Raw genomic sequence first — 19,649 nt, forward strand, 5'->3', positions numbered from 1 at the left:
TTTATAAGTATTTTAAAAAAAATTAAACATAATTTTTTAAAAAGTTAAGTTGATTTCTTAATATTATGGATTAATTTTATTGATCTTATAATATAATAAAATTAAGAGAAATAAATATTATTACCATTTTCTATTACATCTATTTTGTTTGTTCTAATAATGTTGTATATCATAATACTTACAGTTATTATAGGTAATTATAACAACTGTAAGTAGCAAATACATCTAGCTTATTTTTATTTCAAAGAAATAATTAAATAAAGGAAAAAATTAAAAGTGAAGAAGTATTTTAAATTAGCAAAAATAAAAATTTTCTAATAAAAACTATTTATATTATAGTAAGTTAGTATAATATTAAAATTAATTATAAGAAAGATCATATTCTTTAACTACTAGAAATAATAATATTGACTGATTGACTAATGATCTCTTTAGAGATCATCATCATAATCATAAGCATAAAAATAGCAATAGATATTAAAATTAGTATTATGTTACTAGCAATTATAATATAGATAGGTGGAAAATTATTTATATATAAAGCTATAATAGTATTATGAATAGAATTTTATTAAATCTATTTCCAATATATTCACTAGAACTTAATTAATAAATAAATTACTTAAAAAATGGATAGGTCTTATTTTTAATATTAACAATCTATAATAACAATAGCAGAAAGACGAATAGATAATTCATGATGTGTTATCCACAGTATTATCTTTGTTCTTACAATGATAACATCGATTAAATTATCTGACAAACGTATTCAGCTGATAATTTTTCTATACTACTGTCTATTCCGCGAAAGACTTTTGATGGCATCTAGAGATACCAATGAGTTCTAGATCGATAGGATCATATAGAGTTATATTTAGATGTTTTAGAGCAGCAATCAGATGATTAAGACCAGTATTTACTAACACAACCGCCTTAGAAATCACTAACTGTATTGCTATCTATAATAACGTTAAATAAAGAAGTAATTTAGCTTCGCTAAACCCATTAGCAAGTCAATAAACACGTAGATACTCATACTTTTCTATATGGAAACTTGACACAATAACCAGTATTACAAGCAAGTTAAATTAGTGTACGTCAATGAGATTTTGGTTAATCCTTTCCAGGATGAGTTGTAACATGAAGAAATACGATATAAATTTCATCGCTATTTTGACAAAAATAATGAGAAATAGCATAGTCTTCTAATATAAGAGGTGGCAAATATCTTAGGCTAGCAGAAAATAGTTTCCGTATAAATGTAATAGCGTGCTGTTGTTTTTATGTTGTGTCGCTGGTGATGAAACTAGTTGGAAAAGGTTTTTTTCATACTATTTCAAGAAGACTGTTTTACCATGAGCTATATGGATAAAAATATTGCACTTTTAATTAAACCCTGTGCATCAATTACTATATCATAGCGATTACGCTATAGTTGATATTTGAAATTAAATCGCTTCTCACGAATGGTTGAGTTAAACCAGTTTTTACGCCAATGACGAATAACTACTAGTTATTACTTTCCGAACAGATAGATACCAAATTAAAATCGAGATAAAATTCTCCTCTACTACTTAGTCAAAACGTATCCAAAAATTGCTTTTATTGTATCAGTAAACTTATGTAGAGTATACAATATATTACCCATCGAAGATATTTTAACGATAAGAATCTATATTAGTTTTCTTTTTCAAAAGATAAGAATATTTCCGGTTTTATTAGTACCTGAGCAGATTAAATTGTGATTAAGCTATAATAATATCCTTGATGATTATAGCCTTTACGAATTTTATGATAACTATTGATTAAATGAATCACTCTGACTTAATTGGAAAGTAGTAGAGTAAAATCTGGGCTGCTAGATTTATATAATAGCAACGAGAGGATAATATAGAGTACCAACTATATGTATTAATCTAGAATTATTATTAATAATCTCCCGACAAATAGCAATAAGGATTACCGTTTACTCAAGTGAAATATGGTTAACTAAATTATGGTACTAGCTGCTTGTTTCTTTGATTAGTACGATATTAATAGCTTCACTGACCGTACGATCCTTTATAAAACTTAACAATATTATCTGATATCCTTGTTTAATAAGGGTTTCTGCTAACGCGACGTAATGATAATACAACTAGAATTCAACTAGATCAAATTCGGCGACGTAATAAAAATCAATAAGCAGATATAAATTATTAATCATTAAGTAGAAAAGTGCGAAATATATGCTTCTTTCGCTGAGCTGACTATAAGTTATGGCAGGATAACGACGCTGGTAAATTACCATAATTATATATTATCCGACGATCAAAGAATAGAGCAGTATAACGTTGTACTGTAAGAAGAAAACCTACTTATTAAGTATAATAAAAAATCATTAAAAAATTGTGAACAAGTGGTATCGTCAGAGCTTAATTAACTTCCGAAATACAATAATATTCTGCAATTCTTTTAGTAAGAGTTTTAAATGATTGTCTATAATAGACAGCTTATAATTTAGTTAAATCTACTTTACTATATACCTGATAGTACCTTTTAAGTTTTTCTAGAAATGGAATATATTAAACTAATTTTTTATAATAATTCAATAAAGCGTCTGCTATTATTTAAAATAATTTCGCTCAACTAGTTCTGCAGTTGAAAATTCCAGAGAGATTTCTTTGTCATAACTATGGATTTACCGTTGCGATATAGTCAACATAAATGAAATCGCGATTAAAATCTTTACTACCAGAAAATAGCTGTGAATTTTCTCCAGTATTAATTTGATTATTTGAATGTAAAACCAAACTTGCCATATCTCCTTTATACCTATCGTGTAGACCGTAGATATTGAAATAGCGGAAACCACAAACTTGTAATTCGGCTTTCGTCAGCAGGGTACGTACATATTGATCAAATAAAAAATTTATAATAACCATAGACATTCAAGATTTTTTATCATATTCTCGAGATTCAATAAAACACTCAGTTCTGAGGTCGTAGATTGCTAAAGAAGAGGCATATAAAAAGGAATACTACGTTTTATACAGTAGTTCAGAAGTTTTTTTGAATATTAATAGTTATTATTAATATATACTTGTCGTTTTATTCAGTTATAGAAGAACAAGTACTTTCATGAACCATTTCAGCAATATCGCCGAAATTATCACCAACTAGTTTACTAGTAATAAAACCTTCTTTGTCTATATAATCTAAGATATTTAAATCAGCTAGATTAGTATATTTAGCACTATTTTTAAGATTATCTATTACTAATATATTAGTATAATGAATCTAATTTAAGATTTTAACGATGTTACTTCCGATAAAACCAGATCAACCAGTAACATCTATCATAGATTACCTTTCGGTTTTTAATGGAACCGAAACAACGTCGATCTTCATAAGGCTCCTATTTGCTATCATACTTATAATACTTTCTTATTAGATTTTATGCCTCTAAAAATTAACTGTATATTTGCTACTATGGTTTATGAAAAACTATTTTATTCTGTTATATAGCAATATATTTTATTTATATACTTATTTAAGAAAAATTTATTTTTTAACCTAAAGTAATTATAAATATTAGATAATCAACAATACTAGTACAGTGAAACTATTATATTGTAATAATAATATCTTGCGATTAAGCTGATGACAAATATTATTCTTATTATTAATTTCATCTAGAAATTACAGCTTTTAAGATCTGAAAATCGGTGTTAATAGAAATGATTACTATCTGATTATTGCTATTCTTACTATATAGGATATAGTAAGAATATTGAATTAATACTTCATTATATATTTCATATCGATAAAACTATAGGTAATAGTACTACTATATAATTATTTAATCCATACGACGTATAGAATTTTTGATTGTATGCTGAACAACATTTAGTTACCTTGTCTCGGTTCATTATAATCATGAGTGCTCTAGGAAATGTTTTTAAATGCACCATAGGAAAAACAAATGAAAATTTTTACTGTTCTTTTTATGGGTTTTGAGTACTATCTCTCAGGAATAATAAACATCAGACAATACCATATTAGCTATCAATATATAGCTGTCAATTATTACCTTTTCTTCACTATCTTCTATCTCTATAATTACTAACCTTTGTATGATAGTTATTCATAACATGAATAGTATAATTTACTAGTATCATCTAAAAATCATAGGTTTATAAACATTTATATATTTTATATTTTCCGATTAGTATAAGAAGAAATATTACATAATCGTAATTTATTTAATTAAAAATTAAGATAAGTACTTATTATCTTAAGTTGTATTTATTACAGCTATAGCACTTTTTGTTACTATTTATATTTTATATTATTAAATTCACTTTTAATCTGATTTAGCTTATTAATAGTTTTTTGTATGTATATTTTATTAATAACTAAACAGAACAGGATATTTTCCTAAAGATAAAATCGATATTGAATACTTTATTATCTGATATTATTATACAATGTATAAAAGATATAACTGCATCAGTGTCATCATTAAATACTTCATAGATCGGAGTATATATTATGCAATAATTTATATCAGACGATAATTAATTATTTTTATTTTAATTAAAAAAACAAAGAAGTATAATATTTTCTATTGCTAAATATTTTTCAATAATATAAAAGCATTTTTATGTTATCTTAGTTTTCTACTTGTCGTCTTAAGCATAATTATCAGCAGAATTTTGGATTAAAATAAAGATTATATTTAATAGCATTTTATTGAGCACTAGCTAATATGAGATATAAATATTAAGTGGTATGTTTATAGTGATTTAAAAATCGTTTATAGTTTCTGTTATATATTTTCTTAAAGATTTTATACATAACATAAATTTACTTTTTATTGAATATAATATTAATATATAGACTGAATTTTTACAAATGATAATAGCATAATTAAGTTTTTAAATACCATATCGTTTGTTAGTAGGATTTAATGCTTCTATGAAAGAAATTATACAATTTTTTCTTCGTCATTCAATACTTAGTTTAATATGGATAGTTCTTTTTTTTAAATTAATGTTTGATATTTTGAAAAACTATTTTTATAAAATAGACGAAATTGCTTGTAGTGAAACTATTAATCTGATAAATAGGGAAAATGCAATAATCATTGATCTTCGTAATCACGAAGATTATCTTAAAGGGCATATTATTAATAGTTTGAATTTAACACCAAAAGATATTAAATCTAGCAATCTAGATGAGTTGAAAAAAGAAAAAAGTAATCCAATTATCTTTGTCTGCGCTTATGGTATTAATTCGCACGATTCGGCAAAATTTTTGTTAAAGGCTGGCTTTAAACGAATTTATATACTTAAAGAAGGTATATTCGGCTGGAACATGGAAAATTTACCGCTTGTCAGTGGTAAATGATCTTTTTTTGTAAATCTATATTTCTACCAGTATAAATTTATGTATAGGGATTGTCAAATTCAACTACTGCTATACTAAAGATAGCTATTAAAACCATATAATGTAACGTAGCAAAAGATATATATATCGATTAAAAATCGAACTTTCTGTTACAACAATTAGAAATGACTAATTATTTACCTATTAAAAATGATGTTTTTATCAATACTATTTCTAGATGTAATGTTGATAGTATTATTGTCACTAGTTTTGATATGTTAATTTTTAATTTTATGTCACATAATTGGAGCTATGCTTACCAAGATCAGTCCTTATTTATATTAAGACAACAAAATTACCTAAGTTATTAATAAGGTATTATTATTAAAAATCTTATAAGCTATTTAATAGTTTTTTCTAGAGGTAATTAGAAGTCAAATACTACTGATTAGCTTTTCTAGATTGATATTTTCATAAGAAAAAACAGTAATTATTCTATTCAGTAAAAATTTTTATTTTATAATAATTTCGGTTTTTATCAGTATCTAGTTAAGTAATGCGATAAGCAATATAATTAATATCTGTTCTAATATTTTGATAATATTAGTGTTAATAACAATATTTACATCATATTAATTATCTTAGTTTAAAAGTTAGTGGTCTTATTATGATAATTATATCAGACGATAATTAACAAGTTTTTGAATTAAATGGTAGTATTGTTGTAATATCGCTAATTACAGCGAATTTATATTAGTTTTATGGAGTAAAAACAAAAACTGATATTAGTTTATAAAAATAATATCACCAAGTTTAAGTATAATTTTTATTTCATACAAAACAATATTTAGTGTAATATCCTGTTAAGGAAAATGTAGAATTAAAAATTGTTATTACAGTCATTATTTATTATGTTTTAGTTAACTTACCCCCTTAGCTTCGTTAAATATCTTTAATACTAAGATAGTAGTAACTAAGCAATAAGTTTTAATTTTAACTATTTAACCTTGATTTAGACAGGATTATATGTGCTAATACTTTCAGTATATTTCTAAATTTGGAGAGGTATCGTTAATCTTACCACTATATGCTTTATCAAAGCAGAAAAAAGATAAAAAGTTATTTAAGATTAACTTGTCTGATACTGAAGTTATTAATATTTTATAATTTAATAACCTATTATATAATAATATGCAAATTAGAATATATAATAACATAACATCACCATGTTAAATATATAAATATATAAGTATTATATATTTATATAAAAACTTTTATCATACAACTACTTAATATCAATTTTATTGTCGGATAAAAGATAGTAAATTTTTGGTCAACTCTAACAAAGTTCTATTAAAAATCGTTTCTTACTAGTCAGTATTTAGATACAATATCCCTCTTTAGCGGGAGATATATCAGTTTTATTTTTAGAAATTTATTATTATAAATTTGATAAATATCATTTATCTATGTTTAAAAAATATTTTAGATAACGTCACAACATCGTTTAGTATAAAGTACTATAGAAAATATAGAAATAAATATATTAACAAATGTCGTAATATCAATCTATATACGTGCATATTTGCTATTACGTCAATTAAGTTATAATATAAAATATAGATAATTTTTATTTGACATACAATCTAGTCACTATAATTTAGTATTATATTAATAGCATAACCTATCAGATTGATTTTTTCCATAGATAGTACTTATTCTTTTAATATTTAATCATTATTAAATACTTGATATATTTTATTAACAACTATCTATAAATTAGATTATTTCTATTAATAAAAAAATTAATATTAATTATATTAATATCTTATTCTTTAGATAAAGATACTTGTATTTTAAATAATGTATTAAAGATACTATTTATTTTTTATTTGCAATCTGTTAAATATATCTCTCTATTGTAGCAAATAAAAAATTTTTAAAACCTATCAATTATCCGAAATTAATTTCTTCAAAAAAAATAAAACACTATTAATTATATAATTAAACATAAATAGAACAATGGTTCTATTTGCTAATGTCTATTTTTAATAATATATAAATATACTAATAAATTGTTCTTGTGTTTTTTAAAGACTAATATGGGAAATTTTTATAAAAACAAATATTATTTAATATGTCATATTAGTAAAATACTTAAAATTATTTTACTATATTAATAATTTATATTCATAAAACTATAATATTACTATAATACGTTAATTATATTAATATTAAAAATATATTTAAAATATAATATATCTATTTCAATGTATATCAAAAATAAGTCTACAAATATAATATATTAAATTAGAGAAAGTTATTTATATTATTATATAATCATATAGTTTAATTTAAAGCTATTCAGCTTTAGAGATTTATTATGTTATTTTATTAACAGTAAACAGCATAAATTTATTATATGCTATAAGCAGTAAATTAGATAAAGAGATAGTTATGATTAAAAAAATTGGTGTGCTAACAAGCGGTGGTGATTCACCAGGCATGAATGCAGCTATTCGAAGTGTAGTACGATCTGGGCTTTCTGAAGGTCTTGAGGTCTATGGTGTTTATGACGGTTACCTAGGTCTATTTCAAGATCGAATGGTAAAACTAGATCGTTATAGTGTTTCAGATATGATTAACCGTGGCGGTACCTTTCTTGGTTCCGCACGTTTCCCTGAATTTCAAGAAGAAGATATTCGTACTATTACTATTAAAAATATGATAAAACGAGGTCTGAATGCATTAGTAGTAATTGGCGGAGATGGTTCTTATATCGGCGCTAAACGTTTAACAGAAATGGGTTTCCCTTGTATTGGTTTACCAGGTACAATTGATAATGATGTAGTAGGTACAGATTATACTATTGGCTACTTTACCGCGTTAGAAACTATTGTTGAGGCTATTGACCGACTACGTGATACATCTACGTCACATCAACGTATTTCTATTGTCGAGGTTATGGGACGGTATTGTGGTGATTTAACCATGGCATCTGCTATTGCCGGTGGTTGTGAATTCATTATATTGCCTGAAGTAGAATTTAAACCGGAAGAGTTAGCTTATGAAATTAAATTAGGTATCGCTAAAGGTAAAAAACACGCTATTATCGCGATTACAGAACATATCTGTAATATTTCTAAGTTAGCACAATATATTGAAAAAGAGACGGGGCGTGAAACTCGTGCGACTGTATTGGGACATATCCAACGTGGCGGAAGTCCAGTGGCTTATGACCGTATTTTGGCTTCACGTATGGGTGCCTATTCTATTGAACTTCTTTTGAAGGGATACGGCGGCCGTAGCATTGGAGTACAAAATGAGCAATTAGTACATCACGACATAGTCGATGCTATTAAAAATATGAAACGGCCTTTCCGAAGAGATATCCTAGAAACAGCAAAAAAACTCTTTTAATTTTTTCTATTTACTTGATCATAAGAGATCAGTATTTTTGTATATGCTTAAAGTTTATTATTTATATAATAAAGATAATTAAATAAATAAAAATAAAAGTTTGAGATCGTCACTCAAAATAAATTAATTTTAGTTATAATAATAGTTATAGGTAGTAGATGAAGCATTAGATAAGCACGGTAACTTTGATATAATTGTTTAATATTATGACTATAACCTATATAAAACTATCTTTATTTAGATAGGTAGCAATATATTACATTTCAAAATTACTATTATCTATTTGATATAAATACTAAAAAATACATGTTAATATATCATTCAATAATGAAGTTTTTATTTTTTTTTAGAATTAAAATATGATTAGATAAAGATATAAACTATTTTAGTTAGCATTAGTTTTAATTAAAACTAATAGTTTTATGATAAATAATTTAAATCTATTTGCTTAATATATTTTTATATTATTAAACTTGTTTTGCTTTTACTGTTGCTGCAATTTTAACAATTTCCGCGAAAACTTCAGCCTTTAGTGATGCACCACCAACCAAAACTCCATCAATATCCGCTTGAACTAAAAATTCAGCGACATTTGTAATATTAACTGAACCCCCGTACTGAATAATGATTTGTTTTGAAATTGCCGAATTATATTTAGCAATATGGCTACGAATGAATTTATGAACTTTCTGTACTTGTTCTGGTTCAGCAGATTTACCTGTACCAATAGCCCAGATAGGTTCATAAGCAATGACAGTATTCTCAAATGCTTTTATACCTAAGTTATCAAGTATTGCATCAATCTGAAACGCGCATATTGCTTCGGTTTGACCAGATTTGTTTTCAGCTTCATTTTCACCAATACACAATACAGGAATTAAATCGACTGTTTTAAGTATCGCAAACTTTTTCACGATAAACTCATCGCTTTCCTTATGATAAGTTCGTCGTTCAGAATGTCCAATAATAATATATTTTGCACCAATATCTTTTAGCATTTCAGCAGAAATTTCGCCGGTATAGGCACCAGAAAGATGGATATCAACGTTCTGTGCACCTAAAGCAATCTGACTACCTTCAAGATAGCTTTTTGCCAAAGCAAGATATATCATTGGTGGCGCGATAGCAACATTGCAATTAACTATACTTCTGAGTTCGTTTCTCATTATTGTAATCAAATCACTAACTATACGTTTGTTACCATTAAGTTTCCAATTACCTATTACTAATGGACATCGCATTATTTTTACTCCATTTTTTAAAAAAAAAGAAAAACTTGGCTATTACATGAATAATAGTAGTAACTATTATTCATAACAGTAGTACAAAAATGGAACGACGACTAATCTGGTTGTAATCTTCTATCTCCAATGAGAACATTGCTAATAATAATCACTGATAATATAATCCAATTATATTTATTTTTTCGCATACCGAGATCATTTTTTCAATAGTTACTGCATATTTTATGATATTTACAGGTTATTTGAATCAAAATGTGGTTATTTTATTTTTTAGCTTTAAATCTATAGCTATTTTCAAATAATTTATTTTCTATAATAAGATGGCAATAAGTTTTTAATAATTGAAGATATATTTTTTCTGAAAATTTTTTTTATCAAATTTAGTACTTGTGAAGTTTTATTCTAAATTTCTGCTAAAGCTCTAGTATATTTCCTAAATTATTCAGATTTTGAATAAAATACGATATATTTGATAAAATAAATTTACTCAAATATTTTAACACTCTATCTGTTTAAGATTAAGAGAAGTTTAACGAAATATTTATAAAGAGAAATTTTTTAGAAAAACCTATCTTTCTTTTCCTATGTTAACATAAAATAAACATACTTGATTTTATTTCAATTTAAGCACAATGATCAGGTAATGTTATAAGTGATAACTGCGAAATTTATTTCTATATTATCTATTTCATAATCATTAAAATGCAATATTTAGCTCTTTTAATCTTACTAATCGTGTTATTGCTAATATGCGTTTTTCTTTCTACCATTGTATTTTATTATCATAACTAAAAAGTTCTTTAAATTAAGTTAACATTCATTACGTAACCTGAATTACTATTCTTAAATAAGATATTATTTGTTACTTTATTTTATAATTTTATAGCGATGTTATTAATTATCTGATAGCTCATCAAAAAACTATTTTATACTATATATTACTCTTATCATCTATGATTTCGCTGTTTTTGAATAGGTGAGATATAAATATTATAGTTATTCATTTCCTTTAGAATAGAGTGATTAGATCTTATCTAGAAATAATTTTCGATTTACAAACAGTACTATAAGACAGCTGTAATAAATATTTTCTGAGATAATTTAATATTATTTTTTAATATAACTATGGATAGTCATTCAGTTATTTTTATATCTTTCTAATATATTAAATACTTATCAATTAATTTATCCAATTTTATCCAATAAATATGTTTTATTTTAGTATTTCGGATCTATAATTTTATTTTGAAAAAGCTTAATAGTTATTATGTATTTGCTATAAATATATTTGATATATTCATCTAGAAATAATCTTAGTTAATCTTAGTTTTTACTATTTATTAAACAATAAGGTATTAAAATTATTGTTTAATAATACTGGTTTTTAAATTATTAGATATTAATAAAAAGATAATAGGATAAAAGAACATTATATATAATATACTAATTCGAAGCAAATAAAATAATACTTAAAGTATTTAAAAAAATAGAAACAAAAAATCTAGTAAATAATTTAAGATTATACATTTTTTAAAATTAAAATTTAATAGTTATAAAATAATAGCTTAAGCATAATAAATGCAGTAAACATGAATAATTGAGGGACTATTAGTAAATAAAATAAGTGGCTTTATACAAAAAATAAAATTGCATAAAAACAACTAAATAACTTATTAAATAAGTTAGATAAAAATCTGAAATTACTTTAGCTTTAAAGTAAGATATACTTGGGTGAATTTTCATCTATATTGGATATATATGGAATATAAATTAATAAACCGATAAATTGCTAAGTTCCATAAAATTATGGCAGTAAATATCTAGTTACTATTATTATAAGCAGTAATAGTAGTAATATACTTAAAGTATCAATAATTTTATTTTTTAATAGCACAATTACACGCTTTATAATGAAGCACTAAAAACTGTATAGTATATACGATCCAATGCAATTATAATCATTTCTGTTTTTCATTGTCTTATATTATCGCTTGTAATATATGTTATTCTTTGTTTTTATATATCGATTACTTTGAAATTCTTTATAAAACAAAGCGACTTAAATCTTCATCGGATACTAATTCATCCAAGTGGCTACGAACATAATCTTCGTTGATAGAAATAGTTTTACCACTCCATTCACTAGCATCATAAGAAATATCTTCCATTAAATGTTCTAGAACAGTATGCAAACGGCGAGCACCAATGTTTTCGGTTCGCTCGTTTACTTGCCAAGCTGCTTCAGCAATTCGCTTGATGCCATCTTTAGTAAATGTAATACTCACTCCTTCAGTTGACATTAACGCGATATATTGGGTAGTAAGCGAAGCACTTGGTTCGGTTAAAATACGTTCAAAATCATCGGTTGTAAGGGCTTTAAGTTCAACACGAATTGGCAGTCTTCCTTGTAATTCAGGAATTAAATCAGATGGACTAGAAACTTGAAAAGCACCGGAGGCTATGAAAAGGATATGATCTGTTTTTACCATACCGTGCTTAGTAGAAACCGTACAACCTTCTACTAGTGGTAGTAAATCCCGCTGTACCCCTTCTTGAGAAATATCTGGTCCGGATATTTCTCCCCGTTTGCAAATTTTATCAATTTCATCAATAAATACAATACCGTGCTGTTCTACTGCTTCAATTGCTTTCTCTTTTAATTCTTCAGGATTTACTAGTTTAGCTGCCTCTTCTTCTACGAGTAGTTTCATAACCTCTTTAATTTTTATTTTTCGTGGCTTTTGTTTCTGTCCAGCCAGATTTTTAAACATTGATTGCAGTTGGTTAGTCATCTCCTCCATACCGGGAGGTGCCATGATTTCAATACCCATTGGCGCTGTTGCAAGATTAATTTCAATTTCTTTTTCGTCCAATTGACCTTCGCGCAGTTTTTTGCGGAAATTCTGTCTCGTATTAGAGGGATCGCTATTTTCCTCTCCTTGGGTCAAATGATTTTTAATAGGTGGAATTAAGACATCTAATACTCGCTCTTCTGCTAGTTCTTCAGCATGAGCGCGATTTTGTTCAATAGACTGTAGATGTACCATTTTAACAGCTGAATCAGTCAAGTCACGGATAATGGAATCTACTTCTTTACCAACATAACCAACTTCGGTAAATTTAGTAGCCTCTACTTTGATAAACGGAGTATTGGCTAATTTTGCTAGGCGACGAGCAATTTCTGTCTTACCGACACCCGTTGGACCAATCATGAGAATATTTTTTGGCGTTACTTCATGACGTAGGGATTCGTCTAGTTGCATGCGACGCCAACGGTTACGCAATGCGATGGCAACAGCACGTTTAGCGTTGTATTGGCCGACGATATAGTTATCAAGTTCACTGACGATTTCCCGTGGGGTCATCTCAGACATTTTCAGGATCCTTCGATTTGGACATTAATTCTTCAATGGTATAGAACTGGTTGGTATAAATACAGATATTACTAGCAATTTTTAACGCTTTTTCAACAATTTCGCTGGCGCTTAATTTAGTATTTTCTAGCAACGCACGTGCTGCTGATTGAGCGTAAGGACCACCAGAGCCAATAGCAATAAGATCATTTTCTGGCTGAATAACATCACCGTTACCAGTAATAATAAGTGAATCTGATTCATTAGCGACTGCTAGAAGAGCTTCTAAACGACGTAGCATTCGATCAGTTCGCCAGTCTTTGGCTAATTCAACTGCAGCTTTGATAAGCTGGCCTTGATGAATTTCTAATTTACGTTCAAATAATTCAAATAAAGTAAAAGCATCCGCAGTGGCACCAGCAAAACCCGCAATAACTTTTTCATTATATAGTCGACGAACTTTACGAACGTTACCTTTCATGACGGTATTACCTAGAGTAGCTTGTCCATCACCACCGATGACAACATGTCCTTTTCGACGTACACCTATAATTGTTGTCAAGAAAAACCCCTTTAATTAGCTTTACCTGTCCTTTTATCTTGATTGCTTTAAAGGACTTTTCATATGCATAAACTTCCAACATATATCTGCTTGTATCTTGTATCTGCTCTAGCAACTAGCCCTTTTATTGGTTAGTTGCTTAAATGAATTCACTTCTGTCTGCTTAAGACTAAATTTAGAATTGTCCACCAATCTAGCAATTCTCCAGATATTTGATATAATGCCAGCGTTCTTCCGGTTTTTTTGGAAGTTGATTACCAGTATTTTTTCTGAGGTTAGGCACATTAATTACATCTTTTAATTTATTATGCGCAGTGAAATTAAAACTAATAGTAAATGTAATTAATACGATAATAATAAGTAATATTATCATTTTTGATGTGCTAGAAGGGGAGCACTTTTTTTTTCTATTAGCTATTTTACATCTCATTCCCAAGCACTTACTGTGACCCACATAGTCTCTTTTTACCACTATTACTTCACTAAAAATAAGAAAATCATCATGGCATTATATTACTAAATATAATAATATTTGCCTAGTAGAATTTCGAATATAAAGTCGAACATCATTATCAATGATACTCTGATTAAAATAATATGTATTCATACAGGAATAATAATATTTATTATCGACTAATACAATAAAAGTATTTATTACTATTAGTAATAAAAAAGATAAGTGCCACCAGTTTTTAAACTACTTAAAAAAAATTTTCAAATGCTATAAAACAGACTAATTTACCTATAATAACACTTATAATTATACTGTATTGATATTATACAAAGATAACAGCAAATATTTTTGTGAAAAAGCTAATTCTAGCTTTATCTTATAATATTTTATAAAGACAGTCGATAAAAATAACTATCTAGATTATTGATACAATCAATAAAATAATGCCAAATATATAACTGTTTATTCAATGCATCATATATTTTTTGAAAGGAAAAATAGTGTCTTTATTTTAAGATGTCAACTCTAATTACTTTATCTCTGCTTGTATTTAATTATCATCCTAAATATGCCTTTAGGTTTCAAGAGGATCTACGTCTAAAGACCATTTTACTTTTCTTGCCTGAAGCAAGGTACTTACAAGCGGTAAATTTGCAGAAACGAAACGTTGTAGCTGTGGACGAGAAGGATGGGATAGCAATAATTGCCAACGAAACCGTCCACTTCGCTTTGGTGCTAGTGCAGGAATCGGTCCCATTACCCATAATGCATTATCACGCAATGGACTATTATCCAGTAGTTGACGTAATTGACTAAGAAATAGCCTTGCTTGGCGATCATCGTGATCATCTGCGCGAAATAAGATATGATTTGTAAAAGGCGGTAGTCCAGCCTGACGACGCTCTTCTAAAGTTTGTTGAGCAAAATCCATATAACCATTATTTAATAATGTTTTCAGAAGAGGATGTTCAGGATGATAAGTCTGTAACAATACTTCTCCTTGCTTATCGGCTCGACCGGCTCGACCGGCTACCTGTGTATATAACTGAGCAAAACGTTCAGAAGCACGAAAATCATTGGAAAATAAAGCACCATCTACATCTAATAGTATTACAAGTGTAACATCTGGGAAATGGTGACCTTTAGCTAGCATTTGAGTACCAATTAAAATACGCGTACCGCCACGCTGTACCTGAGCGAGGTAATCTTCTAGAACACCTTTTCGAGCTATTGTATCACGATCAATACGCGTTATAGGTATATCAGGAAATAGAGAGGTTAGCGTCATCTCTAATTGTTCAGTACCTAATCCAACTACAACTAATTGAGTTGATCCACACTCTAAGCATTGATGAGGTAGTGCGCGCTGTTTATTACAGCGGTGACAACGTAGCTGATACTGTTGTTGATGTAGTGTGTAATAGTGATCGCAGCGTTGACATTCGGCGATCCAGCCGCATTCGTGGCACAATAACGCTGGTGCGAAACCACGTCGATTTAAAAATAGCATGACTTGATTTCCAGCATGCAAATGCATGCGCATTTTCTCTAATAGAGGTGCTGATAACCCATGAGTCAGCGGTAAACCCTTTATATCTAATAATTTTTGACAAGCAGCTCTGGCGCTTCCAGCTCGTTTACTCAGCGTAAGCTGTCGATATTTTTTCTGTTGTACATTATAAAGAGTTTCAAGAGAAGGTGTGGCAGTACCAAGCACTATTGGTATCTTTTCTTCTCGTGCACGAAAAATAGCTAGATCGCGGGCATGATAACGCCAGCCTTCATGTTGTTTATAAGAACTATCATGCTCCTCGTCGATTACAATAATTCCTAGTTTAGTAAAGGGAGTAAACAGTGCCGAACGAGTTCCAATAACAATAGCGCATTCACTTCGCTTTGCTTTTAGCCAAACTGCCATCCGTTGACTTTCATTGAGATCTGAGTGTAAGACCTCGATTGGTGCATTAAAGCGATCACGAAATCGAGATATAGTTTGAGGTGTTAGACTAATTTCTGGTACTAGAACCAGTGCTTCTTTTCCTTTGGCGAGAATATTTTCAAGTACTGTCAGATACACCTCAGTTTTGCCAGATCCAGTTACGCCGACTAGTAACCAGACGGTAAACTGATTATCTTTGCTGTGAATAGCAGAGACGGCAGTAATTTGTTCGGTATTCAAGCATAGGCGTTTGCTATTTACACAGAACTCTTTTCGCCAATCATTTACATCTCTTATATGGAGTTTCAGATCGCATAATCCTTTTATGCGTAGCGCTCGTAGCGCCGTATTAGCTAGCTGTAACTTACTTACCTGATGGCAATATATTGGTCCTTTTACTAATGCTGCTAGTGCTTTTTGCTGTTTTGGCGAGCGCTTTAAATTTTCGAGTAGCACGCTGCGTCCTTGTTCTGTAATGAACCATTGCCACAGCGACGCTATTGTCGCGGGTTTTCCTTGGCGAAGTGGGACAGGTAGAGCATGGAAAAATACTTCACCGGCAGGATAATGATAATAACTTATAGCCCAATTTAGAATACGCCACAGACTATTTGAAAACAATGATTGATTATCAATAACATCGATGATAGGTTTTAACTTATCTAAGTTTACTTTACTGTGATTGCGTATAGCAATAACAATACCAATAACTTGACGTTGTCTAAATGGAACTCGGACGCGTCCCCCAATTACTGGCATCATATTAGCTGGTAAGAGATAATCAAATGTCCGCACTAAAGGCAACGGTAATGCAACGTTTACAACGGACATATATTTATCCTAGTTAAAATACTTATGATATATATTGTAATGTTTTATATTTTAAATAATTGATATCATTTATATTATTTATTATACTTTTAATATTATCCTGTATTAAATTAATCAACTCCATTTTTTTTACTATAGTTTTTTAAAATTAACTAGATGTCAATATGGTCTTATATAGAGGTTTTCCATGAAAAAAAACATTCATCCGAATTACCAAGAAATGATTGCTACTTGCTCTTGCGGTAATCTTATTAAGACACGCTCTAGCTTAGGTCATAACCTAAATCTAGATGTTTGCGGTGCTTGTCATCCATTCTATACTGGTAAACAACGTTTAGCTGATACCGGAGGTCGTATTGATCGCTTTAATAAGCGTTTTAATATTTCAATCTGCAAAAAGTATTTTTAATATTATTAAAGAGAAGAGATACCTGTGAGTATTTTATAAGCTACATATTGAAAATACTTTATAAAGTTGCACTGGATATGTGTTTATGTATATAATATGCTTTCAAATTTGCTTTATGTAACTATAAAATTTCATGCCATAGCTTTTATTCTTATTGCTAATGTTATCTTATTTTTAGTATTATATTATAATAAATAATTACCTAGATTTATTTAAATATATCTATATCTATAGATATTATAGCTATTAAACTATTAAGTTATTTATGATTGAAAATAAAATAATTTTATAAGTAATTTTTGTATTTTTAAAAATTTTAATATATTGTTAATATATTATATAATTATAAATGTGTTTATTTATCGTTATTTATCGATTTTTTATAAAAATATGCATAGTAATGATGAATAAAATAGCTGAATTTAATAAAAAATTTAAGAAAAAATAAATCTTTATTAGCAATGGATATTAATTATTACTAATATAGTAGTAAGCTAATTTTAGTATTTAAATATAATAATCTGACTTAATGTTAATATTATACAAAATAATTTAAGATAAGTTTAAGCTTATTAATACTAAATATTAAATACTGAATTAAAAATATTTAACAAAAAGTATTTATAGCATGTTATGTATTATAGGATTATATAATATGATTTTAAAAAGAAAAATATTAATGAATGACGTTTATGTTATGAATTAATATTTTTCTTACTATAATACACCAAGTAAAATAAGTTAATTTACCCGGTTATTTTTTTAAGCGCTATTTATAATCGCATTAGAAATATATATGTTTGAATTTTATTTCAGCATGTGCCCTTTTATATAAACTAATAGAAATATAAGATATATAATTACTTATAATATTTTTAATATTCAGAAATGTAAATATTATCAGAGATCCGAGATTTTTATAGATAACAGAAAAGAGGAGTGATTTATATTAATAAATTGTAGTTAATTTTTATGATATTAATATGGTATTATTATTTCTATATATCGAGAAAATTATTATTTTCGTATTGTATCTTTATTATACCTTTTGTCAATTTTATAATTTCATCGTTATATTATCGTATTATAAAAATTTGTAAAAAACATTAAGATAAAAAACTACTTTTAATTAAAAACAGATTTTTATTTATTAATAAATTTTGTTTTTATCAGAGCTTTTAAAGCTATTCTAAAAATAAATATTTCTGTTTTTGATTTTTTTTGATTATTATTATTTATAATAATAAACTAATATAATTATATTTTAATTCTATTACATGATTTATTTATAATATGATAAATTAAGGTAAAACAAATATGAACTTTATAAAGTTTTCTAACCATACTATACATATGAAAAATATTTTTTATTAAGGTTATTTTAATTTGTTATTTATTGAAATATTTATTAAAATTTTGTTATTTTAGATTAAATATTACTATTTTAGTAGTAAAATAGAAAAATTGAATTTAACAATTCAAATGTTACATAACATTGTCTGTTATTATTATATATAAGCTGTAAAAGAAATCCAAATATATTAAATATCTATTTTTTATTTTATAATTGTAATGACTATAATTTAAGTAGTCATATGCCAATATTTATATATGCCAATATTTATAAAGGTATATTAACCTAACATACCAAGTTTTTCAACGAAATCCTATAAAATTATAATATTGTATAATTGTTCTATTAAGGTTGTGATTAGTAATAGTATATCAACTGTTCTTATAGTATTTGATCTTTTTATCAAGCTTTCGATTTATTTATGGTAAATCATTATTAATTATTTAAAGATATAAATAAATATAGTGTTTATCTTAAGATATAGCAGATAGTACTATATTTATCATTAAGCATAACGAGTGCTATTTTATGTATAATAAAATAATGAACTTTATTTTTTTGAAATTAGACTAAAAAGATGTTATTTATTGGATAAAACAAAAACGATTGCTTTCACTATTTAAATAATTGGTGTACTAGAAAGAAAAACCATGTATTATGGTACACGACATGACTAAGCATGGTTTATGCTGATATTTTCATGATAAAATATA

The 19,649-nt window shown here is 27.1% G+C and carries 8 protein-coding genes and 1 pseudogene; 3 read left to right on the forward strand and 6 right to left on the reverse strand.

The features are described from left to right. Nucleotides 1–2,495 precede the first annotated feature (2,495 nt). Nucleotides 2,496–3,312: pseudogene (locus FVIR_RS01845) on the reverse strand (NAD-dependent epimerase/dehydratase family protein); the annotation flags it as partial. A gap of 1,647 nt (nucleotides 3,313–4,959) precedes the next feature. Between FVIR_RS01845 and FVIR_RS01850 the strand changes: the two are divergent. Together FVIR_RS01850 and pfkA are read left to right on the forward strand one after the other, a co-directional pair. Then, nucleotides 4,960–5,391 carry a rhodanese-like domain-containing protein gene (locus FVIR_RS01850; protein ID WP_067498244.1) on the forward strand — a complete coding sequence of 144 codons (432 nt, stop codon included), beginning with the start codon at nucleotides 4,960–4,962 and terminating at the stop codon, nucleotides 5,389–5,391. Between the two features lie 2,436 nt (nucleotides 5,392–7,827). Further along, the gene (gene pfkA, locus FVIR_RS01855; RefSeq protein ID WP_067498247.1) at nucleotides 7,828–8,790 is read left to right on the forward strand and encodes a 6-phosphofructokinase; all 963 of its coding nucleotides are present in this window, start codon (nucleotides 7,828–7,830) and stop codon (nucleotides 8,788–8,790) included. 467 nt (nucleotides 8,791–9,257) lie between these two features. Here pfkA and tpiA read toward each other — a convergent pair whose 3' ends face one another. The 5 genes from tpiA to priA form a co-directional block, all read right to left on the reverse strand. Then, nucleotides 9,258–10,031 carry a triose-phosphate isomerase gene (tpiA, locus tag FVIR_RS01860; RefSeq protein ID WP_067498250.1) on the reverse strand — a complete coding sequence of 258 codons (774 nt, stop codon included), beginning with the start codon at nucleotides 10,029–10,031 and terminating at the stop codon, nucleotides 9,258–9,260. A gap of 2,045 nt (nucleotides 10,032–12,076) precedes the next feature. Next, nucleotides 12,077–13,408 (reverse strand): HslU--HslV peptidase ATPase subunit, encoded by a 1,332-nt coding sequence (gene hslU / locus FVIR_RS01865; protein ID WP_067498253.1) that lies wholly within the window; start codon nucleotides 13,406–13,408, stop codon nucleotides 12,077–12,079. Further along, nucleotides 13,401–13,949 carry an ATP-dependent protease subunit HslV gene (hslV, locus tag FVIR_RS01870; protein ID WP_067498256.1) on the reverse strand — a complete coding sequence of 183 codons (549 nt, stop codon included), beginning with the start codon at nucleotides 13,947–13,949 and terminating at the stop codon, nucleotides 13,401–13,403. Before hslV ends, hslU begins: the two co-directional genes overlap by 8 nt. A 193-nt stretch (nucleotides 13,950–14,142) precedes the next feature. Beyond that, nucleotides 14,143–14,322: a hypothetical protein gene (locus tag FVIR_RS01875; RefSeq protein ID WP_158648151.1), complete on the reverse strand. Its 180-nt coding sequence runs from the start codon at nucleotides 14,320–14,322 to the stop codon at nucleotides 14,143–14,145. Nucleotides 14,323–14,977: 655 nt separating this feature from the next. After that, nucleotides 14,978–17,173 carry a primosomal protein N' gene (priA, locus tag FVIR_RS01880; RefSeq protein ID WP_067498262.1) on the reverse strand — a complete coding sequence of 732 codons (2,196 nt, stop codon included), beginning with the start codon at nucleotides 17,171–17,173 and terminating at the stop codon, nucleotides 14,978–14,980. Nucleotides 17,174–17,360: 187 nt separating this feature from the next. On the opposite strand from priA, the gene rpmE reads away from it, so the two are divergent. Continuing rightward, entirely contained in the window at nucleotides 17,361–17,582 is a 222-nt protein-coding gene (gene rpmE, locus FVIR_RS01885) for a 50S ribosomal protein L31 (protein ID WP_067498265.1), read from the forward strand. The last annotated feature ends 2,067 nt before the right edge of the window (nucleotides 17,583–19,649 follow it).

This window comes from Candidatus Gullanella endobia (assembly GCF_900048035.1).
GTDB lineage: Bacteria > Pseudomonadota > Gammaproteobacteria > Enterobacterales > Enterobacteriaceae > Gullanella > Gullanella endobia.

Bases quoted from the DNA above. Each gene is read 5' to 3' on its own strand.
- FVIR_RS01850 (WP_067498244.1), top strand. From the start codon at position 4,960: ATGAAAGAAATTATACAATTTTTTCTTCGTCATTCAATACTTAGTTTA.
- pfkA (WP_067498247.1), top strand. From the start codon at position 7,828: ATGATTAAAAAAATTGGTGTGCTAACAAGCGGTGGTGATTCACCAGGC.
- tpiA (WP_067498250.1), bottom strand. From the start codon at position 10,031: ATGCGATGTCCATTAGTAATAGGTAATTGGAAACTTAATGGTAACAAA.
- hslU (WP_067498253.1), bottom strand. From the start codon at position 13,408: ATGTCTGAGATGACCCCACGGGAAATCGTCAGTGAACTTGATAACTAT.
- FVIR_RS01875 (WP_158648151.1), bottom strand. From the start codon at position 14,322: ATGATAATATTACTTATTATTATCGTATTAATTACATTTACTATTAGT.
- priA (WP_067498262.1), bottom strand. From the start codon at position 17,173: ATGTCCGTTGTAAACGTTGCATTACCGTTGCCTTTAGTGCGGACATTT.
- rpmE (WP_067498265.1), top strand. From the start codon at position 17,361: ATGAAAAAAAACATTCATCCGAATTACCAAGAAATGATTGCTACTTGC.